This is a genomic window from Micromonospora yasonensis (assembly GCF_026013475.1).
GTDB lineage: Bacteria > Actinomycetota > Actinomycetes > Mycobacteriales > Micromonosporaceae > Micromonospora > Micromonospora yasonensis.
Genome location: NZ_JAPDPH010000013.1, coordinates 1 through 20,516, shown reverse-complemented (window position 1 = coordinate 20,516; position 20,516 = coordinate 1). Strand labels below are relative to the sequence as shown.

Below are 20,516 nucleotides of genomic sequence, written 5' to 3'. Positions count from 1 at the left end.
TCCGACGGTAGTGGACGAAGCGCCGATCCGGGAGGGGCGGTCAGCCCGCCGCCGCGTCCAGGGAGTCGCGAACGGTGAGGGCCAGCGCGATCGCCTCGGTCAGATCCACCGGGCGGACCACCCCGGCGGGCAGCGCGTCGGCCCGCCAGCCGGGCCCGGCGGCGAGCACCAGCAGCGGTCGCCGTGGGGCGGTGAGCAGTGCGGCGAGCTGGTACGGCTCAGCGGTGGCCTCGGTGTGCGACCAGAGCACGACGGCGGCCGGGCCGGTCCGGGCGACCGCCTCGACGAGTGCCGCCACCGGCACCCGCGCGCCCAGCATCCGGTAACCCACCCCGGCCTCGGCGAGGCCGGCGGCCAGCGCCTCCAGCGGCAGCGTGTGCTGCTCCTCGTCGGCGCAGGCGAGCAGGATGCGCCCCGGCCCGGTGGTCGGGTGGGCCCGGGCCACTGCGGTGAGCGCCTCCGAGACGCACCGGGACATCAGGTGCTCCACCTCGATCAGCCCGGCGGTTGCGGCGTGCCGCTCGCCGATGCCGGCGAGCACCGGCCGGAGCAGCCCGTCCCAGGTGGCGACCACGCCGTCGGCGGCGAGGGCGTGCGCGATCGTCTCGCCGACGGCCACCGAGTCCAGCCGCATGGCGGCCCGGGCCAGTCCGCGGGCGACCGGCCCGGCCCGGCCCACCGGGATGGTCGTACCGCCGCCGTCCCGGGTGCCGGCGAGGCCGCCGGCTTCCGGCCGCCGTGTGGTGTCAGACACGTCGAGCCGGAGTTGTCGCCGGAGCGCCGCACCCAGGTCGGGTGGGCCGGCGGCGGGCACGTGCCGGGCCCAGCGGGCCGCCTCGGCCGGGGTCACCCCGTCCGCGGTGAGCCGGCGCATGATCTCCAGGCGCGCGAGGTCGGCCGGCGTGTAGCGCCGGTGCTGCCCGGGTATGTGCTCACTGGGGCCGAGACCGTAGCGCTGGTGCCAGGTGCGCAGGGTGGTGACGGCGACCCCCAGCCGGCGCGCGACGGCTCCCGCGCTCAGCGCCTCATCGGCCACCCGACCGCTCCGGTGCCTCATCGGCCGCCGTGCCGGACGGGACGGCGGGGGACGCGGCGGCGGGCGGCGCCGGCCGCAGCAGCCGGTTCACCACCCCGCCCAGCCACGGCGCGTACGTGCGGGGATCGGCGTCGAGGTCGGCCTCGACGTCGTGCGGGTCGGCCCAGCGCAGGGCGGCCACCTCGTCGGGGTCCGGCCGGGTGGACAGGTCGGCGGGCACGTCGGCGCGGAGCACGTGGTCGTACTCGAACTCGACCCGGCCGGTGGCCGGGTCCTCGGCGTAGTAGACGTACACCCCGACCTCGGTGAGGTCGACCGGACCGGCGCCGAGTTCCTCGGCGAGACGGCGGTTGGCGGCCTCGACCAGCGACTGGCCGGGCAGCGGGTGACCGCAGCAGGAGTTGGCCCAGCGCAGCGGGAAGCGGGTCTTCGCGGCCGCCCGCTGCTGGAGCAGGACCCGCCCGTCGGGGCCGACCAGCAGCACCGAGAACGCCCGGTGCAGCCGGCCGGGTGGCTGGTGCGCGGCGGCCACCGTGGCCTCGCCGAGCGCGTGCCCGGTGTCGTCGACCAATTCGACCAGGTGACCTTCGCGGGCCGTCATGACGCGCTCCCCGTGATCCTCGACGCGGCGAGCTTGCCGCTGATCAATACCATCGGCACACCGACGCCGGGTTGGGTGCCGGAGCCGACGAAGACCACGTTGCCGAGCGTCCGGTGCAGGTTGGCCGGGCGGAACGGGCCGGTCTGGAAGAAGCTGTGCGCGGCGGCGAACGGTGTGCCGGCGGCCATGCCCTGCTCGGCCCAGTCGGCCGGGGTGACCGCGCGCAGCACCTCGATGCCGGCGCCGAAGCCGACGTAGCCCCGCTCCTCCAGCGTGCCGACGAGCCGGTCGGCGTAGCGGCGGGTCAGGTCGCCGCGCCAGTCGAACGGGGCGCGGTCGAGGTTCGGCACCGGGGCGAGCACGTAGTAGGTGTGCCGACCGGTCGGGGCCACCGACGGGTCCGTCCGGCTCGGGTTCGTCACCAGCAGCGACGGGTCGGTCATCAGCTCGCCTCGCCGGATCACCTCGTCGAACGTGCCCTTCCAGGAGCGTCCGAAGTGGATGTTGTGGTGGGCGATCTTGTCATAGCCCTGCGTGGAGCCGACGTGCAGCACCACGCAGGAGGGCGAGTAGGTGAGCTTCCGCCGTCGACCGGGGGGCAGCAGGTCCCGGTAGGCGACCGGCAGGTCGGGGTTGAGCACCACGACGTCGGCGGGAACGAGTTCACCGTCGGTGGTCAGCACGCCGGTCGCCCGGCCGTGCGCGGTCTCCACCCGGCTCACCGTGGTCCCGTACCGGATCTGCACGCCGTGCTTCTCCGCCGCGCCGGCCATCGCCCGGGAGACCGCGTGGATGCCGCCGCGCGGGAAGCACACCCCGGCCACCGAGTCGAGGTACGCGATGACCGCGTAGATGGCCAGCGCGTCGTGGGGGGCGAGGCCCGCGTACATCGCCTGGAAGGAGAAGATCCGCTGGGTACGCGGGTCGCGGAAGAACTGGTTGATCTTCGTTTGGAGCCGGCGGAACGCCCCGTTGCCGAGCAGCTTGAGCAGGTTGCCGGTGAGCAGGTCGGTCGGCGCGTCCAGGTTGCGCTCGATGAAGTCGGCCCGTTCCCACCGCCACAGGTTCCGTGCGTAGTCGACGAAGCGGAGGTAGCCGTCGGCCTCGCGGGGGCCGCAGACCCGGGCGATCTCGGCGGCCATCCGGGCGGTGTCGGTGATGACGTCGAGGGTCGACCCGTCCGGGTAGTACGCCCGGTAGGCCGGGTCGAGCGGGGTCAGGTCGAGCCAGTCGGTCAACTCCTCGCCGACCGCGCCGAGCGCCTCGGCGATCAGGTCGGGCATGGTGAGCACGGTCGGGCCGGTGTCGAACTCGTAGCCGTCGACGCTGAGCCGGCCGGCGCGCCCGCCCGGCACCGGCTCGCGTTCCAGGATGGTCACCTGCCGGCCGCTGCCGGCCAGGTGTAGCGCACAGGCCAGCCCGCCCAGGCCGGCGCCGACGACCACCACCCGGTCGGTACGTCCGTTCACGGTGCGCACGTGACCACCTCCCTCACCACGTTGCCCATCATGTCCGCCGCGCGGTGGCGGCGGTGGCGAGATCCGTCAGCGCGGTACGCGCGGTTCCGTCGATCGACGCGGTGTCGAGCGCGGCGAGCGCCTCGGCCACCCGCTCGGAGATCATCCGTTCCACCCGGGACACCGCCCCGGTGTCCCGGACCAGTTCGGCCAGCCGGGCCACCTCGCCGGACGCGGTGACCGTGCCGGCCCGGTCGAGCACCCGGCGCTGGGCCGGGGTGGCGCGCTGCCGGGCCAGCATGAGCAGCACCGTCGGCTTGCCGGTACGCAGGTCGTCGCCGGCCGGCTTGCCGGTGGTGGCTGGGTCGCCGTACACCCCGAGCAGGTCGTCGCGGAGCTGGAACGCCTCGCCGACGGCCAGCCCGTACCGGGTGTACGCGGCGACCAGCGGCGAGTCGGCGTCGGCACCGGCCAGGCAGGCGCCGAAGAGCAGCGGGCGCTGGACGGTGTAGCTGGCGGTCTTGTAGCGGGCCACCCGCAGCGCCCTCTCCACCGACCAGTTCGCCGCGTCGTTCTCCCCGAGCACGTCGAGGAACTGCCCGGCTACCGTCTCGACCCGCATCTGGTCGTAGCAGCGCCGGACCTCGAGCAGCCGGGCCGGCGGCACGTTGGCGTGCGCCAGCAGCCGGTCGGCCCAGACCATGCAGAGGTCACCGATGAGCACCGCGACGGCCTCGCCGTACCGGTCCGAGTCGCCCGCGTGGCCGGCGGCTCGATGCCAGGCGGCGGCGGCCCGATGTACGGTGGGCAGCCCGCGCCGCGTGTCGGAGGCGTCCATCACGTCGTCGTGCACCAGCGCGAAGGTGTGCAGCAACTCCAGCGCGGCGAGCGCCGGCAGCACCGGGGACAGCAGCTCGGCACCGCCGACCACCCCGCGCCATCCCCAGTACGCGAACGTGGGGCGGACCCGCTTGCCGCCGGCCAGTACGCAGTCGCGGGCCGTCGCAGCGAAACCACCCATCGCCGGGTCGATCTCGGTGAGCGAGTCGACCTCGGCAGCGAGGAACGCCGCCAGCGTCTCGTCGACCCCGTCGACCAGGTCTCTGGTGAACGTGGCCAGTACGCGGCGGACCGGATCGTCCGTCGCTCCCGGCTGCGCCGGCGCGACGCGGCGCGGGTCAGCCGCAACGGCGTCATTGGCCATGCGGGCGAGCGTACCGTAAAGTTGCGAGTTGCGTCGATTGCCGCGTCGAATTCGAGGAGGGTCGGTGGACGATCTCACCGCCGCCTACGACCGTTGCCGCGAGCTGCACCGACGCCACGGGCGCACCTACTATCTCGCCACCCGCCTGCTCCCCGCCTGGAAACGCCGGCATGTGCACGCGTTGTACGGATTCACGCGCCACGCCGACGAGATCGTCGACCGCACCGAGGACCTGCCGCCCGCGGAGCGGGCCGCCCGGCTGGCGGAGTGGTCGGACCGGTTCGTCGCCGGCCTGCACGGCGAGCCCGTCGACGACCCGCTGCTCCCCGCCGTGCTGCACACCATCGCCGTCTTCGACCTCGACCGCGGCGACTTCGTGTCGTTCCTGGGCAGCATGGCGATGGACCTGACGGTGTCGTCCTACCCGACCTACGACGACCTGCTCGACTACATGGAGGGCTCGGCCGCGGTCATCGGCACCATGATGCTGCCGATCCTGGGCAGTTCCGACCCGGCCGCCGCCCGCGAACCGGCCCGCCAGCTCGGCTTCGCGTTCCAGCTCACCAACTTCATCCGGGACGTCGCCGAGGACCTGGACCGGGGGCGGACCTACCTGCCCGACGAGGACCTGGCCAAGTTCGACGTGACCCGGGAGGACCTCTTCGCCGCCAAGGCCGCCGGCCGGGCCGGCCCGAAGATCCGCGAGCTGATCGAGCACGAGGTGAGCCGCGCCCAGGCCCACTACCTGGCCGCCGCGCCGGGCATCCCGCTGCTCACGCCCGCCTCGCAGGCCTGCATGCGCACCGCGTACACGCTCTACCGGGGGATCCTCGACGAGGTGGCCGCCCAGGACCACGACGTGTTCGCCCGCCGGGCCCGCGTACCCGGGCGGAAGCGGATGGCGGTGGCCGCGTGGGCCCTGCTCACCCCCGCCGGCACGCCGGTGGTGAAAGGAGGGGGCCCCGCTTAACGCCTGGCGTTGTACAGGGGCCCCCTCCTAACACCGGAACCAGCTACCGGCAGGCACGCGTCCACCCGGCCACCGTGGTGGTCCGCCGGGTTACCGGCCCGGTAATTCCGGTGCGGAGCGCTCGCGGTGACCGCCTGGGTGCGGAATGCTGGCGGGATGGCGGATCCGGAACTGGTGGACGTGGTCGTGCTCGGACTCGGGGTCGGCGGCGAGGAGGTGGCCGGGCGGCTCGCCGAGGCGGGTCTCACCGTCGTGGGAATCGAGCGAGACCTGGTCGGCGGCGAGTGTCCGTACTGGGGTTGCATCCCCAGCAAGATGATGATCCGGGCGGCGAACGCGCTGGCCGAGGCGCACCGGGTCAACGAGCTGGCCGGCTCGGCCGAGGTCCGGCCCGACTGGGCGCCGGTGGCGAAGCGGATCCGCGAGGAGGCCACCGACACCTGGGACGACAAGGTGGCGGTGGACCGCTTCACCGGCAAGGGCGGCCGGTTCGTCCGGGGCAGCGGCCGGCTCGACGGCCCCAACCGGGTACGCGTCGGTGACCAGGTCTTCGAAACCCGGTACGGGATCGTGCTCGGTACCGGCACCCGCCCGTCGATCCCGCCGATCGACGGCCTGGCGGACACCCCGTACTGGACCAACCACCAGGCGATCGAGGTCGAGGAGCTGCCCGGGTCCCTGCTGGTGCTCGGTGGCGGGGCGATCGGGCTGGAGCTGGCCCAGGTCTTCGCCCGGTTCGGCGTCCGGGTGACCGTGATCGAGGCGGCCGACCGGGTGCTCGCCATCGAGGAACCGGAAGCCTCCGAGATCGCCGCCAAGGCGCTGCGCGCCGACGGGGTGACCATCGAGACGGCAGTGCGGGCCGAGCGGGTCAGCCACGACGGGACCGGCTTCACCGTGCACACGGGCGACCGCGGGTTCACCGCCGACCGGCTGCTCGTGGTGACCGGGCGCAAGGCGCACCTGGAGGAGCTGGGCCTGGACACCGTCGACATGGACGCGACCCAGCGCTACCTGCCGGTGGACGAGCGGATGCACGTCACCGACGGCATCTGGGCGGTCGGCGACCTCACCGGCGAGGGCGCGTTCACCCACATCGCCATGTACCAGGCCGCGATCGTCGTCGCCGACGTGCTCGACCACATGCGACGGACCAGGGGCGGCCCGGACGCCAGCGGCACCGCCAGCGTGATCGGCGGCGCGGCCGGGGTGGCCAGCGCGGTCGGCGGGGCGATGAGCGCCGGCGAGTCGACCGCGCCGGGCCGCGTCCCGGTGGCCGACTACCGGGCGTTGCCCCGGGTCACCTTCACCGATCCGGAGGTGGGCGCCGTCGGCCTCACCGAGCGGCAGGCCCGCGACCGCGGCATCAACGTGCAGGTCGGCTACACCGACCTGACCTCGTCGGCCCGCGGCTGGATCCACAAGACCGGCAACGCGGGCTTCATCAAGCTGGTCGCCGACGCCGACCAGGGCGTGCTGGTCGGTGCCACCTCGGTCGGCCCGGCCGGGGGCGAGGTGCTCTCCGCGCTGGTGGTGGCGGTGCACGCGGCCGTGCCGCTCAGCCAACTCCGGCACATGATCTACACGTACCCGACCTTCCACCGCGCCATCGAGGAGGCGCTCCGCAACCTGGCGTGATCTCCCGTCCGGCCCGGACAACCTTTCCAGTGGTCGGTGCCTGGAGAACGGACAGGCCGGTCCCCCGACCAGGGTCCAGGTGGCCATGGCGTTCATTGACTACGGCCTGCCGGTGAAGGTCGAGCGCCCCGCCGACGCCGAGGTCGTCAGGTAGTCCGCGCGTTCGCGCCAGGCACGGCGTCGTCCTCCGGGGCAGCGCCGTGCCGGCCCGCGCCGGCCGTGAATCGGGCCGCGCCGTTCATCGCGTCGGTGATCAGCGACTCCATGCCGAAGGCCAGTTCGGTGGCCATCGCCTCCGGTTCGGGCAGCCCGGCGTTGGCCAGCACTGCCGAACGGTCGTTGCGCAGGCAGGTCTGCGGGAACCGGGCGATCTCGGCGGCCAGCCGCTCGGCCGCCGCCCGGGCCTCACCCGGCGCGACCAGCCGGTTCACCAGACCCATCGCGTACGCCTCCTCGGCCGGAACCGGGCGGCCGGTGAGGATCAGGTCCATGGCCCGGCTCTCGCCGATCAGCCGGGGCAGCCGCACCGTCCCGCCGTCGATCAGCGGTACGCCCCACCGCCGGCAGAACACCCCGAGCGTCGCGTCCGACTCGGCGACCCGCAGGTCGCACCAGAGCGCCAACTCCAGGCCGCCGGCCACGGCGTACCCGGAGATGGCGGCGATCACCGGCTTGGACAGACGCATCCGCGTCGGGCCCATCGGGCCGTCGCCCTCCGGTTCGACGCGGTTGCCGCGGGGCGTACCGATGGCCTTGAGGTCGGCGCCCGCGCAGAACGTGCCGCCCGCGCCCCAGAGCACGGCGACCGCCGCGTCCGGGTCGGCCTCGAAGGCGCGGAAGGCGTCCGCCAGGGCCCGGGCGGTCGGGCCGTCGACGGCGTTGCGGGCCTCCGGGCGGTCCAGGATCACCGTGGTCACCGGCCCGGCGTGCTCGACGCGTACCCCCATCGGGTCAGCATGCCCTCGGTGCTGGCTGGCGCGCCAGGGATCCCCGTGCCGCTCCTACTCCCGGTTCCCGACGGGACTGATTCGCGGAAAAGAGTGGTCATCCCACGGCCACGGAGAATGGCCACTTTTCCCTGAATCAGCGCGCGTCTCCGGGGTGGGTGCGCTCGGTTCGCGGGACCCGGTAGGTGTGCTTGTCGAGCAGTTCGTCGAAGTCACCGGCCTGCCCGCGGCTGGCCAGGTCGGCCAGCGCACAGGCTCGGCGCAGTCGTGCCTTCCCACGAGTGGGTGGCTGGGTGAGGAAAGTGCGCCAGGCGGTGGGGGTGAATGTGAGGGTGGGGCCGGTCGGGTCCTTGGAGTCGCGGACGGCGACCACGCCGGGCAGGTTGCCGGCGACCTCGACGCAGTTTCCGCCGTTGCCGCTGCTCCGGCTGCTCTTGCACCACCGGGCGCCGGTCAGCTCCATGCCTCCGTGCCTTTCGTGACAGGCCGCTCTGCCGGGTGCGTGCCGTGCGCGGCGTGGCAGTGGTCCGGGCACGCTGTCGAGCTGATGTCGCGAACGACTCGGCTCAGGCGCGGTGGGAAATCTGGGTGACGAAGGCGCGCCAGGCGGTCGGGGTGAAGGTGAGGGTGGGGCCGGTCGGGTCCTTGGAGTCGCGGACGGCGACCACACCGGGCAGGTTGTCGGCCACCTCGACGCAGGCACCGCCGTTGCCGCTGCTGCGGCTGCTCTTGCGCCACCGCGCGCCCGTCAGCTCCATGTCTCCGCCACTTCCCTGATGAGATCGACCGACTGCCAGTGGGAGAGCGCCTCGCCGCGCACGTTCTCCCACGCGGCCATTATCGCCGCCAGGTCATCGACATCGCTAACCACTTGTCCCTGGACCTGGTTGTCGAGGTAGCCGGCGAGGCGGTGGTCCGGGCACTGCGCGATCACGAATGGGCCGTTCAGCCCGGCATAGGCCCCGACCGAGGACGGCACGACGTGCACCCGGATGTGCGGTTCGGCGCAGGCGGCGATCAGGGCCTCCAACTGCTCGCGCATGGTGTCTCGGCCGCCGACCGGCCGGCGCAGGACCGCCTCGTCGATCACCGCCGTGAACTGCGGCGGGTCGTCCCGGCGCAGGACGCCCTGCCGGTTGAGCCGTGTGGCCAGGTGCCGGTCGATGTCGCTCCGGGGTATCAGGCCGGCTCCGGTGAGCACGGCCCGGGCGTACGCCTCCGTCTGGAGTAGACCCGGCAGGACCAGGGATTCGAACCACCGAAGTGCGACCGCCTCCCGCTCGATCTCCTGCCAGGGACGGAACCAGACCGGGTCACGACGTCTCGAAGTGTCCGGCCAAATGTCCGACACGTCCCGGCCGAGCACCTCCGCCGCCGACACCCGGTGCCGGGCATGCGGGATGCGGCCCTCGCTCAACCAGCGCCCCACCGTTTTCGGGTCCACACCCACTCGCTCCGCGAGTGATTCGGTGGTGTGCCCGGTCTTGCTGAGCGCCGCCCGCAGCGCGTCGTTCACGGTCCCTCCCCATTGGACGTCTCAAATATCTGCCGACCATATCGCTACGCGGTGTATCTGTCCGACCACCTTCGGCAGCGTGTTGCCCAGGACGGCGCGGCCGGTGGAGGTGAGGAGCCCGGCGGCCAGCGTCAGCACCGGGGCCGCCCCGCCAACGACGTCGGGCGGCCCCTTTCAACCGACGAGGAAAGGACAGGCATGCGTATCCGGTTCTGGCGGCACCGGCCCGAGGCGTCGCCGCGCGTACCCCGGCAGTGGACCCCGCAGAACGAGCGCCCCGGATGGGCGAGCCAACCGACGGACGTCTATCCCGTCGACGGGCCCGGGCGGGCCGGCAACCTCACCCCGGCGCAGCGGTGGCGGGCCGGCGGGTGGCGGCGGAACGGCGGGTCGAGATGAGCCGGGCGACCCGTCCCCACCTGCCCATGCGTCCGCTCTGGCTCTGCCGGGGCTGTGGCGCGCCGTGGCCCTGCCAACCGGCGCGGCTCGCGCTGCTGGTGGAGTACCGCGCGGACCGGACCGCCCTGCTGATCTACCTGAGCACCCTGATGGCCGAGGCGGGTGCTCAGTTGTCGCAGCTCAACGGCTCAGCCGTGGCGGAGGACCTGACCGAGCGGTTCCTGACCTGGGCGCGGGCCCGGTGACCGGTCAGGCGCGGCGGGCCAGGGTGGCGCCGAGGGCGGCGCCCACCACGCAGACCACCCCGAGCACCTGCGGCCAGGCCAGCAGTTCCCCGAGGAGCAGCGCGCCGACCAGGGCCGCCACCGCCGGTTCCAGGCTGAGCAGCACCGCGAAGACCCGCGCCGGCATCCGGCGCAGCGCGGCCAGCTCCGCCGAGTACGGCAGCACCGACGACAGCAGCGCCACCCCGAGCCCGAGCGCCACGATCCGGGGGTCCAGCAGTTCGGCCCCGCCGGACGCCACCCCGAACGGGAGTACGCAGACCGCGCCCACTGCCATGCCCAGCGCCAGCCCCCGGCTGCCCGGCACGTGCCCGCTCATCGCCTTGCCGAGCAGCACGTACCCGGCCCAGCCGACCGCGATCAGGGCGCAGAGCAGCAGGCCGAGCGGGTCGACCCCGGCCCCGCCCAGCCCGGCCAGCAGCAGCACCCCCGAGCCGGCCAGCACCGCCCAGAGCACGTCGACCACGCGGCGGCTGCCCAGCAGCGACACCAGCAGCGGCCCGGCGAAGCCGACGGTGACCGCCACCCCGAGCGGCACCCGCTGGAGCGCGGCGTAGAAGGCGAGGTTCATCGCCGCCAGGGCCACCCCGAACGCCCCGATCAGGCCGGCCGCCCGCCAGCCGGGCCAACGGGTCGGCCGGGTGACCGCCAGCAGGACCAGCGCGCCGAGGCCGAGCCGCAGGCTGGTCGTACCCCCGGGGCTGGTGGCGGCGAAGAGTTGCTTGGCCACCGCCGCGCCGACCTGGGTGGACACCATGCCGAGCAGCATCAGCAGGGGCGGCGGTACGGCCTCGGGGCGGCCCAGCGCCGCGACGAGCCGGGTGGCGGTGGCCGACGAGGGGGTACGGGAGGCGTGCGCGTACACGCCGAACACGGTGCCGTCCGGCGGCGTCCGACGCGAGGGATTTCCCGGCGCCCGCCGGTAAGGGTGACGGCGCGCGCCACTGTTTCCAGTCCCGCCGCGAGGCCACTACTTCGGGGATCGAGCGCGATGTTGGAGGTGGGGACGACCTCGGACGGGTGAACCGGCGTCGTCGCCCGGTTTGGGACCTCTCCTGCCGGGAAGTCGGACCAGGTGCGCGGACTAGTGAACAAACTCGAACAGGCCTCCGGGCTGGACAGGATCGGCGACCGGCTCCAGCGGGTCGTCCAGGGTGCCCTCCGTGGCCAGCGGATCCGGGACCTGCTGCACGGCGTCTGGCTGGGGCACCCGCTGCACCCGGCGATGGTGCAGGTGCCGGTCGGTGCCTGGATGAGCGCCGCGGTGCTCGACGCGCTACCCGGGCAGCGTCGGGCGGCGACCACCCTGATCGGGATCGGCACGGTGAGCGCCCTGCCGGCCGCCGTCGCCGGGCTGAACGACTGGGCGGCCCTCTCCCGCGACCAGCGCCGGGTCGGCCTGGTGCACGCCAGCGCGAACGTCGTCGGCCTGGCCTGCTACATCGGTTCGCTGGCCGCCCGGCGCAACGGCCGGTACGACCTGGGCCGGGCGCTGGCGTACCTGGGGCTGTCGGCGGCGAGCGGTGGGGCGTACCTGGGTGGTCACCTCGCCTACAAGCAGGGCGCCCAGGTCAGCCAGAGCATCTCCGAGCTGCACCGGGTGCGCGACGGCTGGCAGCCGCTGGGGGAGCTGGCCAGCCTGCCGCAGCGGCAATTGGTCACCCGGCAGATCGACGACGACGTGTCGGTGATCGTGTACCGGTACGGCGACGAGGTCACCGTGATGTTGGAGCGCTGCCCCCACGAGAGCGGTCCGCTCGGGGAGGGCCAGGTGCAGGAGATCGACGGACACGATTGCGTGGTGTGTCCGTGGCACGGCAGCACGTTCCGGCTCACCAGCGGCGGCGAGGTGGTGCACGGCCCGGCCGCCAGCGACCAGGTCACCCTGACCACCCGCATCGTCGACGGCCGCCTCGAGGCCCGCCTCCCCTGACCGGTCGCGCCGGCCCCGGACGGCAGGAAGATCTTGGAAGGAAACGTCCCCGGGAGGGGCCGAAATCCTCCAAGATCCCCCCGCAGACGCAGACGCAGACGCAGACGCAGACGCAGACGCCGACGCCGACGCCGACGCCGGCGACGGCCGTCAGTCCTTGCGGTGTCGGCCGCTGACGAGGGCGCGGGCAGCGGGGCGGCGGCGCAGGCCGAGTACCGCGCCGATCTGCGCGCCGACGATGCTCGCCACCGCCAGCACCGCCGAGATCGCCAGCGGCCGGTTCATCCCCTCGTCGTCGCCGGTGGCCCGGGACGCGCCCGCCGCCATCGCCGGCGGCGGACCCGCCGGCTCCTCCACCGTGGACCTCGGCGTGTCGGCCCGGGACGGGTAGGGCTTGGGCTTGGCCGGCTGACCGGTCATGCCGGCGCCGCTTCCGTCGGCCGTCGCACCCGACCCGCCGCCGGGGGCCACTGCGCCCGTGCCCGGGGCGTGCGGCGTGGCCGCCGGACCCGTACCCGGGGCGTGCGGCGCGGCGGCCGGCGGGCGGGGCGTAGGGGCGGGCCGGGACGGGGCCACCGGCCGCACCACCAACCGGCCGGTGGCGTGCCGCCGGGCCCCGTCGTCGACCGCACCCTCCGGCAGCTTCAGCAGCTGGCCGGGGTGGATCCGGTCCGGGTCGGCGAGCCGGTTCAGCCGGGCCACCTCCCGGTAGCGGTCGAAGTCGTCCAGGTAGCGCTCGGCCACCTCGCCCAGGTAGTCGCCCTTCGCCACCCGGTACACCGCCGGATCGGAGGCCGGCGACGCGGCCCGGGCGGCCGGCGCCGCGACCGCCACCGGGGCGGCGGCGGGTTGGGGTGCGGCCAGGGTGGCGGCGCTCGCCGCGGCCGGGGTAGCCGCCAGGATCAGCGCCACCGAGCCGACCAGCGCGGCCGCCGCCCGCTGCTGGCGGCCCATCCCGGGCAGCCGGGGCGCCGGCCGGCGGAGCACCGCCGCCAGCAGTTCCACGAGTACGGAGAACGCGAACGTCGCCCAACCGAACCAGCCCAGCACCGCCAGCGCGCGCAGGAAGAGCTGCCCGTCGTCCCGGCTGGTCAACGCCGTACCCACCTCGGCGAGGGTGGGCAGGTGGTCGGGGAGGGGGTTGCCGGCGAGGGCGAGGAGCGCGACCGGCCCGCCGGCCAGCGCCGCGCAGAGCACGACGAGGGCACCCAGCCCGGTGAGGACCTGGCTGGTCCGGCGTACGGCGGAGCGTTGCGGTACGGCCATGGCTGCCTTCCCTTCCTTACGGGGCTCCGGTGAGGGCCCGTGCGGTGGCCTCACCGGTGACGGTGACGGTGTTCCGGAAGCCGAACAGGCCGAGCAGTTCCCGGCGGTAGGTGATGCGGACCCGTACCCGGATCTGCTTCTCGCCGTCGACCACGGGGAAGCTGACGGTGTGGCCGCGTACCCCGCCGGCCGCGCGCAGGTAGTCCGCGACGGCGACCCGGGCGCCCGCCTCGTCGATCTCCTTCGGGCCGCCCTCGATGGCCCGCGCGCGGTCGATGACCTGGCCGCCGCTGCGGGCCGCCTCGGCGGCGAGATCGTCGGCGCGCCGCACCGACCGCAACTGGCCGGCGGTGTCGTACGCCGTCCCGATGATCATGAGGACGCCGGCCATCGCGGCGGCGAGGAAGAGGCTGACCCGGCCGCTCTCCCGGCCCGTCCACCCGGTCATCCTCGGCTCCGGTAGCTGTCCAGCGGTGAGGTGAAGCTCGCCGAGACGGTGTGCGAGCCGGGCACCCCGGGCAGCCCGGGCGCCCGGAGGTCGGCGAAGGAGACCCGGCAGGTCACCCGTACGGTCACCGTCGCCGGCACCCCCGGGGCGGCCCGGTACGCCTGGCCGAAGCTGGTCGGTGCGCCCCGGACCGTGCCGCTGAAGGCGAGCGCCGGGGCGCCCGCGCAGCTCAGGTCCCGCCAGTCGAGCCGCCGCCGGGCGGCGTTGGTCGCCGCGGCCCGGCCGGTGGCCGCGTCCCGGGCGATCGAGGCGGCCCGGGCCGCGTCGTGCGCGGCGGACTCCACCGCCTCGTCCGCGACCGCGGTACGCCCGACCACGCCGGCCAGCACCATCAGCGCGATGAAGGCCGGGGCCAGCACCGCCACCTCGATCGACACGGATCCCCGCTCCCGCACCGGCCTCACCTCGTCGTCCAGCGTTCGACGGTGCCGTGCGCGGTCTGCCGGACCGGGAAGCTGACCCAGGGGACGACCGACAGGGACCGGCCGGTGACCGTGCAGGTCACCTCGGTGGCGGTGGTGACGCAGCGGGGTCCGCGCTCGTCCCAGCCGACCAGCCAGTCGCCGGTCGACCGGAGGAAACGCCGGGCCCGTGCCTCACCGGCGCCGGGTGGTGCCGCCAGGACGCGTTGCGCGTCGACCCCGCTCTCCGCCGCGTGCAGCGCCGTGGAACGGGCGACGAACACCGCCGCGAGCTGGATCGAACCGAAGAGCAGCACCAGGATCGCCGGCATCACCACGGCCAGCTCCACCGGATTCGCCCCCCGGTCCGTACCGGCCTCGGCGAGCCGGTGCCGGACGGCCGCGACCGCCCGGCGGAGGCCACGGGCCGGCCGGTGCGGCCGGACGGCACCCGTTGCCCGGCCGTCGCCTGTCCACAGTGCGCGCCGCATCGTCGGCCGTCAGGGCGCGGTCGGGACGTTGCCCATCCAGTTGGTCGCCCGGTTCATGACGAGAGCGGTGACCGCGATGGCCGCCGCCACCAGGCCGAAGATGATCACGGCGGTGGGGACCGGACTGTCCCCGCGCTCCGCGTCGTGGCGCAATTCGGCCAGGCGCGCGGCCAGCGCCGTGTGCAGGTAGCTGATCACGTGCATGTCGGAGCTCCTTCTCGGGGTGGGTTCACAGGCGGGCGAGGAACGGATAGACGGCGAAGCCGAGCAGGACGAACACCAGCAGCGAGCCGGGGATGTCCAGCCGGCTGGTGACGCCCTCGGCCCGGGCCAGGTTGTCGGTGCGGATCTGGTCGCGCAGCGAGTCGGCGCGGCTGCGCAGGGTCTCGTGCACCTGGGCGCCCTCGCTGCCCGAGGAGCGCATGATCGCGCCCACATCACCCAGCTCCGGGATGCCGATCCGGTCGGCCAGCGCCTGCAGCTCGTCCCAGGGGGAGTGCATCTGGAGCTGGGCGATCCGCAGCGCCTCCCGGATCCGGTCGAAGACCCAGCCGTCGCAGACCGTCGCCGCGCGTTCCAGCGACTGCACCGGGCCGTGCGCCGCGGAGAGCTGCAAGGCCACCAGGTCCAGATAGGTGCAGACCGCCTGGCGGAACTCGTCCCGCGCGGCCTCCGCCTTCGCCAGCACGTCCCGGTGTGCGACCAGCCCGGCGAGGAACGCCAGCCCCAGACTCCCGAGCACCGGTACGACCAGCGGCAGCGACACCCCGCCGACGAACAGCACGGCCGACAGCACGGCCGGGGTGGCGAACCCGATCAGCGCGGACAGCAGCAGCGACAGCGCGTACTGCTCGGGGGTGCGGTCGAGCAGGGCGAGCTGGCGGTGCGGCGGGCGCAACCAGCGGGACAGGCCGGCCAGCCAGTCCGGCCCGCTGCCGGTGCCGGTCACCTGACCGGGCGGCTGGTGCAGCCGGCGCAGCGCCGGGCCGAGCGCCGGGGTGGCTGGCAGCGCCTCGCGGACCACCAGGAAGAGGCCGAGGCCGACGGCCGACCCGCCGAGCACGGCGACGGCGAGCTGCCAGTTGACCATCATGCGATCGCCGCCTCGGGGTCGGGGGCGGGCAGGAAGCGCGCCGGCCGGGGTGGCTGGCTCATCGCACGCACCCAGATCAGCAGCCCGACGAACGCGGCCCCGAGCACCGCCATCACCAGTTGCCCGAACGGTGTCGCGTACGGCCGCACGTACTCCCGGTTGACCAGCCCGTACGCGAGGGCGGCCAGGGTCATCCCGGTGAGGAAGCGGACCGCGAACCGCGGCTGGGTCCGCTTCGCCTCGATCTCCCGCCGGGTGGCCACCTCGGCCGACGCGGCCGAGGCGATCGAGCCGAGCACGTCACCCAGCCGCTCGCCCCGGTCGGTGAGGTGCAGGATCAGCGCCGCCACCACCTGGTCGCAGACCGGGTCGCCGATCTCGTCGGCGAACGCGAGCAGGGCGGACTTCGCCAGCCAGCCGGCCTGCAACCGGGCGGCCAGCGTGCGTACCTCGTCCTGGATCTCCTCGGGCGCGGTCGCGATGGTGCCGATGATGGCCTGCTGGAGGCCCTGGCCGGTGCCGCAGATGTCCTTCAGCCGGCGGGTCCACTCGCCGACCGCCTCGATCCGGGCGATGGCCCGCTGCTCGGCCTGGCCGACCGCGAAGAGCCACGGCACCCCGGGCACCGCGAGCGCCACCAGCAGGCCGACCACCGGCAGCCCGGTCAGCAGGAAGGCCAGCGCGCCGGCGACCACCGCCGCGCCGAGCAGGAGCCGGTAGCGGTGCTGCTCCCGGGCGCTCGCCCCGGAGCCGGTCCAGAGCCGGCGCAGCCCCGGCCCGGCGCCCGGTGCCCGGCGGGGCGGCCGGCGGGTGCCGACCAGCGCGACCACGGCCAGCACCAGGCCGGCCACGCAGACCGCCCCGGAAACCAGGGCGACGAGTTCGATGGTGGCCATGCCTAGCGCCCCCCGAGCCGGCTGTGCCGGGGGCGGCGCCAGGCGCCGGTGCCGGCCTCGATGAAGCGGGTCAGCAGCCGGGCGTCGTAGCCGACCCGGAGCAGTTGGTCGCGGATCCGCTCGGGCAGGTGCCGGGGCACCGCCCGGCCGTCCGGGCCCGGCCCGAAGACCGTCGTGGTGGTGATCCGGTTGCCCTCGCCGACGCCGATGACCTCCTCGACGTACGAGACGAAGCGGTGCTTGCGCCCGCCGATCGCGGTCTCGTCCTCGACCGTGACGTAGACGATCAGGTCGAGCGCGTTGCCCGCCATCCGGCGGGCCTGGTCGACCGTCATCTCCCGGCCGTGGGAGAGGGCCAGCTCGATGATCCGCTCGCTCACCCCGGCCGGGGTACGGGCGTGGATGGTGCACATCGACCCGCGGCTGGTGGTCATCGCCTGGAGCATCGGCACGATCTCCCGGGACCGGACCTCGCCGACGATGATCCGCAGCACGCCCATCCGCAGCGAGACCGGGATCAGGTCGGCGATGCTCACCTCGCCGGCCGGGCGGCCGTCCATGCCGCGTTCGCCGTGCCCCTCACGGGCCTCGAAGCTCATCACCGCGCGGTGCTTGTGCCCCCGCCGGGCCGGCAGCAGCTCCCGGCTCTCCTCCAGCAGCACGTACGGCTCGTCCGCCGGGATCTCGTCCATCAGCGCCCGGATGATCGTGGTCTTCCCGGCCCCGGCCAGCCCGGCGACCATGATGTTCAGCCCGGCCCGCAGCGACGCGCGGAGGAAGTCGCGCAGCAGCGGATCGATCATCTCGTCCAGGTCGGGCCGGCCGCCGGCGATGTCCTCCAGGCTCACCTCGAGGGTGTTGTGCTTCCGGATCACCGCGTACGGGCGGTGGCTGACCAGGAACACCGCGGCCAGCCGGCTGCCGTCGGGCAGTTGCAGGTCGAGGGTGGGCTTCGAGGTGGACAACGACCGCTCGGTGGCCCCCGCCCGGCGGGCCGCCGCCTGGAGGATCTCCACCAGCTCGTCGTCGCTGTCGGCGATCGGCTCCGCCCAGTCGACGCCCCCACCGTGCCGGGTGATGCGTACCTGGTCGCAGCCGAGGATGTGCACCTCCTCGATGGTGTCGTCGACCAGCAGCGTCTGGAGCCGGCCCAGGCCGACCAGCTCGGCGGTCACCTGGTCGAGCAGCAGCCGCTCCTCCTCGGCGGGCATCGGGGTGCCGGCCCGGCGCACCGAGTCCGCATACGCGGAGACCACCGCGACGGCCAGCCGGGCCCGCTCGACCTCCTCGGCGTCGGCGTCGAACTCCCGGCCGCGCTGCCAGAGGGTGAGCCGTTCGCTCAGCTCCCGGCGCAGCTCGCGGACCACCGCGAAGTCCACCCGGGGCCGGGGCGGCGGAGGCGTCGACGGCCCTGCGGGCAGCGGCGCCGCCCCGGGCCCGTGCTGCCGGCCGTTCGGCGGGGCCAGCGGCGGCACCGTGGAGGTGGCGCCCGGCTGCTGCCCGCGCGGGTCGTGGGAGACCGGCTCAAACCGCACCGGACACCCCCGGCACGGTCGGCGCGGCCACCGCCCGCGGCTGCGCGGCCCCGGGCCAGGCCAGCCGGGCCCGCCGCCGGTCCAGCAGCGCCCGGACCGGCACCTCCAGGGCACCGGCCGCGCGCATCAGCGGCCGTCCGGCGCGTACGGTGCCGCCGAGGCTGAGCACCTCCGCGGTACGCGGGTCGTGCGGCAGCCGGGCGATCACCGGCAGCCGCAGCGCCTTGCTGATCTCGCTGTTGCCGTGGCCGTCGCCGACCACCAGCAGCCGCAGCGTGCCCGGGGGCAGCCGGTGCTCGGTGAAGTCCCGCTCGATCGCCTGGATGGTCGACCGGGTGGCCGACAGGTCGGGCAGATGGGCGCGGGTGACCAGCAGCACGATCGCGGCGGCCCGCAGCACCGGCCAGGGTGGACCGCCCACCTGCAGCCGGCCGCAGTCGACCAGCACGTCGTACGGGGGGACACCCCGTTCCAGTCCGGTGAAGAAGTCGGCGAACCGCTGCCACAACGGGGTGACGCTGCCGGCCTGGGCCGGGTCGACCACGCCCGGCAGCAGCAGCCGCTCCCGCTTGGGCGCGTCCAGGTCGACCAGTTGAGACCAGAACGCGGTCTCCAGGTTGCCGTCGCGCAGCTCCCCGACGGCCAGCTCACCGATGCCCCGGGGTCCGTCCAGCGCCCCGCCCAGGTAACCGGCGAGGATCGAGCCGCCCGCCGGGTCGCACTCGGCCAGCACCAGCCGCCGGGGCCAGCTCAACGCGGCGGCCAGCGCGGACGTGGTGACGCCGGGGGAACCCTTCGCGGAGACCAGGGCGATGATCGCCATCAGGCCGCCTCGGTGAGCACGAGCGCGATCCGGTCGTCGGCGGCCAGCGCCACCACCGGCGGCACGTCGCGGACGGCGAGCGCGACATAGACCACCACGTCGTCGTTCTCCGGCGTGGCGCTGTCGATGACGGTGCCCTCGAACCGGGTGCCGCCGCTGGTGGCGGCGGTCCCGTCGGCCTGCCGTTCCGGGGTGCTGACCAGCAGGACCTTGTCGCCGGGGTGGAGCTTGCGGGCCGGCACCCGGGCCGGCTTGAGGCCGAGCGCGATCTGCTGCTGCCCGGGCCCGAGCAGCGGGGCGTCGGTGAGCTGACCGCGGGTCAGCAGCGTGCCCGGGGTCAGCCGGACGGCGGCGCGCAGGTCGAGCACCTCCTTGAGCCGGCTGGCCGGCACCGGGCGCAGTTCCCGCCCGCCGGAGACCCGGACGGTGACCAGGTCGTCGGTGGTGAGCTGCTCGCCCACGTCGACGGGCCGGGCCACCGCCAGGTAGCTGCCGGTCGACCGGACCGAGGTCACCGCGAACGTCGCGCCCAGCCCGCCCAGGGCGATGAGCAGCACCGCCAGGCCGAGCAGGCCGGGACGTACCCGCCGCTGCCGGACCACCCGGGGCGGCGCCACCGGCGCCTCCGACGGGATCCCGTTCCGGGTCGCCACACTCATCGCGCCACCACCTGAAGTTCGTTGATCTGCACCGGGACCGTTCCGCTGACCCGGCTCTGCGCGATGTCGCCGCTCTCGCCCCCGCCGGACCAGTGCACGGTCCAGAACGTGGTGGCGCTCACCCGGTACGTGCCGGCCCGGGCGTAGCCCGGGTCGTAGCCGCAGTCCGGCGAGGTCAGCCCGGCCAGGGGACCGTCGGCCGCGTACGGTGTGCCCGGTCCGGTGCAGGTGACCTTCTGGCCGTCGCCCATGGTCCACACGATCCGGTCCACCTGGGCGGTGATCTCGACGGTCAGGCCCCGGTCCGAGGCGGACGCGGTGAGCGGCCCGAAGTAGCCCGGGCCCGAGCTGGCCCACATCCAGACCGGCAGCCCGACCAGGCCCGGTCCCTTGCTCCGCCGGGGTGCGACCGCGATCCGGGGCGGCAGCAGCGAGATCGAGGCGAGCGCCCGGCGGGCCAGCTCCTCCGGGTCGGGCGGCGCGCCGTAGCCGGGCGGCGGGGCGTCGAGCAGGACTTCGCTCTGGTCGCCCAGGTCCCCGCCATTGCAGGTACGGAGGTACCACTGCTTGCCGTCGGGCGCCTCCGGCTGCGGCTCCTCGAGCTTGTAGTAGCAGCCGTCGCTGTTGTTGAACCAGCCCAGCAGGTTGTCGTAGCAGGGGATGACCCGGCCGTCCCACTGGCACTTCGGCGTGGCACCGTCACCGGAGCCCCCGCCGCCGGTGCTCCCGCCGCCCGGCCCGCCGGGTACGCCGGGGTCGTCGTCCCAGACGTTGCAGTCGTTCTGCCCCGGTGGGCAGTCCCCGCCGGGGCCGGCGGCGTGGACGGGCGACCCGGCCAGGGCCAGCAGCAGCACCAGGC

24 protein-coding genes and 1 pseudogene are annotated in these 20,516 nt (G+C 74.5%); 5 read left to right on the top strand and 20 right to left on the bottom strand.

Translation table 11 applies throughout. The annotated features are described in order from the left end of the window. Positions 1 to 40 precede the first annotated feature (40 nt). From ONA70_RS05085 to ONA70_RS05070, 4 genes are read right to left on the bottom strand one after another with little or no spacing between them, the layout of a single operon-like run. Positions 41 to 1,036 carry a MerR family transcriptional regulator gene (locus tag ONA70_RS05085; protein ID WP_265005156.1) on the bottom strand — a complete coding sequence of 332 codons (996 nt, stop codon included), beginning with the start codon at positions 1,034 to 1,036 and terminating at the stop codon, positions 41 to 43. After that, positions 1,026 to 1,637, bottom strand: a complete 612-nt coding sequence (gene idi / locus ONA70_RS05080) for an isopentenyl-diphosphate Delta-isomerase (protein ID WP_265005155.1) — start codon at positions 1,635 to 1,637, stop codon at positions 1,026 to 1,028. The genes ONA70_RS05085 and idi overlap by 11 nt, the downstream gene beginning before the upstream one ends. After that, positions 1,634 to 3,115, bottom strand: coding sequence for a phytoene desaturase family protein (gene crtI / locus ONA70_RS05075; protein ID WP_265005154.1), 1,482 nt, complete (start codon positions 3,113 to 3,115; stop codon positions 1,634 to 1,636). The genes idi and crtI overlap by 4 nt, the downstream gene beginning before the upstream one ends. Before the next feature lie 28 nt (positions 3,116 to 3,143). Further along, complete coding sequence (locus ONA70_RS05070; RefSeq protein ID WP_265005153.1) at positions 3,144 to 4,298, bottom strand: polyprenyl synthetase family protein; 1,155 nt, start codon at positions 4,296 to 4,298, stop codon at positions 3,144 to 3,146. A 64-nt stretch (positions 4,299 to 4,362) separates the two neighbouring features. On the opposite strand from ONA70_RS05070, the gene ONA70_RS05065 reads away from it, so the two are divergent. Then, positions 4,363 to 5,268 (top strand): phytoene/squalene synthase family protein, encoded by a 906-nt coding sequence (locus ONA70_RS05065; protein WP_265005152.1) that lies wholly within the window; start codon positions 4,363 to 4,365, stop codon positions 5,266 to 5,268. A gap of 156 nt (positions 5,269 to 5,424) precedes the next feature. Next, complete coding sequence (locus ONA70_RS05060; protein ID WP_265005151.1) at positions 5,425 to 6,906, top strand: dihydrolipoyl dehydrogenase family protein; 1,482 nt, start codon at positions 5,425 to 5,427, stop codon at positions 6,904 to 6,906. Between the two features lie 146 nt (positions 6,907 to 7,052). Here the strand turns inward: ONA70_RS05060 and ONA70_RS05055 are convergent, their stop codons facing one another. The 4 genes and pseudogenes from ONA70_RS05055 to ONA70_RS05040 all read right to left on the bottom strand — a co-directional run bounded on the left by ONA70_RS05055 (position 7,053) and on the right by ONA70_RS05040 (position 9,369). Beyond that, on the bottom strand, positions 7,053 to 7,853 hold the full coding sequence (locus ONA70_RS05055) for a crotonase/enoyl-CoA hydratase family protein (RefSeq protein ID WP_265005150.1): 801 nt from the start codon (positions 7,851 to 7,853) through the stop codon (positions 7,053 to 7,055). Between the two features lie 277 nt (positions 7,854 to 8,130). Continuing rightward, a pseudogene (locus tag ONA70_RS05050) lies at positions 8,131 to 8,316 on the bottom strand (DUF397 domain-containing protein); the annotation flags it as partial. A 103-nt stretch (positions 8,317 to 8,419) separates the two neighbouring features. Next, complete coding sequence (locus ONA70_RS05045; protein WP_265005149.1) at positions 8,420 to 8,611, bottom strand: DUF397 domain-containing protein; 192 nt, start codon at positions 8,609 to 8,611, stop codon at positions 8,420 to 8,422. After that, positions 8,602 to 9,369 carry a helix-turn-helix domain-containing protein gene (locus ONA70_RS05040; RefSeq protein ID WP_265005148.1) on the bottom strand — a complete coding sequence of 256 codons (768 nt, stop codon included), beginning with the start codon at positions 9,367 to 9,369 and terminating at the stop codon, positions 8,602 to 8,604. Before ONA70_RS05040 ends, ONA70_RS05045 begins: the two co-directional genes overlap by 10 nt. Before the next feature lie 198 nt (positions 9,370 to 9,567). On the opposite strand from ONA70_RS05040, the gene ONA70_RS05035 reads away from it, so the two are divergent. Both ONA70_RS05035 and ONA70_RS05030 read left to right on the top strand, forming a co-directional pair. Further along, positions 9,568 to 9,768: a hypothetical protein gene (locus ONA70_RS05035; protein WP_265005147.1), complete on the top strand. Its 201-nt coding sequence runs from the start codon at positions 9,568 to 9,570 to the stop codon at positions 9,766 to 9,768. After that, complete coding sequence (locus ONA70_RS05030) at positions 9,765 to 10,013, top strand: flavin reductase (RefSeq protein WP_265005146.1); 249 nt, start codon at positions 9,765 to 9,767, stop codon at positions 10,011 to 10,013. Before ONA70_RS05035 ends, ONA70_RS05030 begins: the two co-directional genes overlap by 4 nt. Before the next feature lie 4 nt (positions 10,014 to 10,017). On the opposite strand, the gene ONA70_RS05025 is transcribed toward ONA70_RS05030, so the two are convergent. Next, entirely contained in the window at positions 10,018 to 10,917 is a 900-nt protein-coding gene (locus ONA70_RS05025; RefSeq protein WP_265005145.1) for an EamA family transporter, read from the bottom strand. A gap of 210 nt (positions 10,918 to 11,127) precedes the next feature. On the opposite strand from ONA70_RS05025, the gene ONA70_RS05020 reads away from it, so the two are divergent. Next, complete coding sequence (locus ONA70_RS05020) at positions 11,128 to 11,985, top strand: DUF2231 domain-containing protein (RefSeq protein ID WP_265005144.1); 858 nt, start codon at positions 11,128 to 11,130, stop codon at positions 11,983 to 11,985. Positions 11,986 to 12,135: 150 nt separating this feature from the next. Here the strand turns inward: ONA70_RS05020 and ONA70_RS05015 are convergent, their stop codons facing one another. Genes ONA70_RS05015 through ONA70_RS04965 form a run of 11 tightly spaced genes read right to left on the bottom strand, consistent with a single transcriptional unit; the run spans position 12,136 to position 20,514 of the window. After that, positions 12,136 to 13,251, bottom strand: coding sequence for a LysM peptidoglycan-binding domain-containing protein (locus tag ONA70_RS05015; RefSeq protein ID WP_265005143.1), 1,116 nt, complete (start codon positions 13,249 to 13,251; stop codon positions 12,136 to 12,138). 16 nt (positions 13,252 to 13,267) lie between these two features. After that, positions 13,268 to 13,699, bottom strand: coding sequence for a hypothetical protein (locus ONA70_RS05010; protein ID WP_265005142.1), 432 nt, complete (start codon positions 13,697 to 13,699; stop codon positions 13,268 to 13,270). Then, positions 13,696 to 14,175, bottom strand: coding sequence for a TadE/TadG family type IV pilus assembly protein (locus ONA70_RS05005; protein WP_406601144.1), 480 nt, complete (start codon positions 14,173 to 14,175; stop codon positions 13,696 to 13,698). Before ONA70_RS05005 ends, ONA70_RS05010 begins: the two co-directional genes overlap by 4 nt. Then, complete coding sequence (locus ONA70_RS05000) at positions 14,160 to 14,639, bottom strand: TadE/TadG family type IV pilus assembly protein (RefSeq protein ID WP_406601143.1); 480 nt, start codon at positions 14,637 to 14,639, stop codon at positions 14,160 to 14,162. The genes ONA70_RS05005 and ONA70_RS05000 overlap by 16 nt, the downstream gene beginning before the upstream one ends. A gap of 21 nt (positions 14,640 to 14,660) precedes the next feature. After that, a complete protein-coding gene (locus ONA70_RS04995) occupies positions 14,661 to 14,855 on the bottom strand; it encodes a hypothetical protein (RefSeq protein WP_265005139.1) in 195 nt (64 codons plus the stop codon). A 25-nt stretch (positions 14,856 to 14,880) separates the two neighbouring features. Further along, on the bottom strand, positions 14,881 to 15,741 hold the full coding sequence (locus ONA70_RS04990) for a type II secretion system F family protein (protein WP_265005196.1): 861 nt from the start codon (positions 15,739 to 15,741) through the stop codon (positions 14,881 to 14,883). Continuing rightward, the gene (locus ONA70_RS04985; RefSeq protein ID WP_406601142.1) at positions 15,741 to 16,682 is read right to left on the bottom strand and encodes a type II secretion system F family protein; all 942 of its coding nucleotides are present in this window, start codon (positions 16,680 to 16,682) and stop codon (positions 15,741 to 15,743) included. Before ONA70_RS04985 ends, ONA70_RS04990 begins: the two co-directional genes overlap by 1 nt. Continuing rightward, the gene (locus ONA70_RS04980) at positions 16,643 to 18,175 is read right to left on the bottom strand and encodes a CpaF family protein (protein ID WP_265005137.1); all 1,533 of its coding nucleotides are present in this window, start codon (positions 18,173 to 18,175) and stop codon (positions 16,643 to 16,645) included. Before ONA70_RS04980 ends, ONA70_RS04985 begins: the two co-directional genes overlap by 40 nt. Next, complete coding sequence (locus ONA70_RS04975; RefSeq protein ID WP_265005136.1) at positions 18,165 to 18,998, bottom strand: P-loop NTPase family protein; 834 nt, start codon at positions 18,996 to 18,998, stop codon at positions 18,165 to 18,167. The genes ONA70_RS04980 and ONA70_RS04975 overlap by 11 nt, the downstream gene beginning before the upstream one ends. Further along, positions 18,998 to 19,657, bottom strand: a complete 660-nt coding sequence (locus tag ONA70_RS04970; RefSeq protein ID WP_265005135.1) for an SAF domain-containing protein — start codon at positions 19,655 to 19,657, stop codon at positions 18,998 to 19,000. Before ONA70_RS04970 ends, ONA70_RS04975 begins: the two co-directional genes overlap by 1 nt. Beyond that, positions 19,654 to 20,514, bottom strand: coding sequence for a hypothetical protein (locus ONA70_RS04965; protein WP_265005134.1), 861 nt, complete (start codon positions 20,512 to 20,514; stop codon positions 19,654 to 19,656). Before ONA70_RS04965 ends, ONA70_RS04970 begins: the two co-directional genes overlap by 4 nt. Between the last annotated feature and the right edge of the window lie 2 nt (positions 20,515 to 20,516).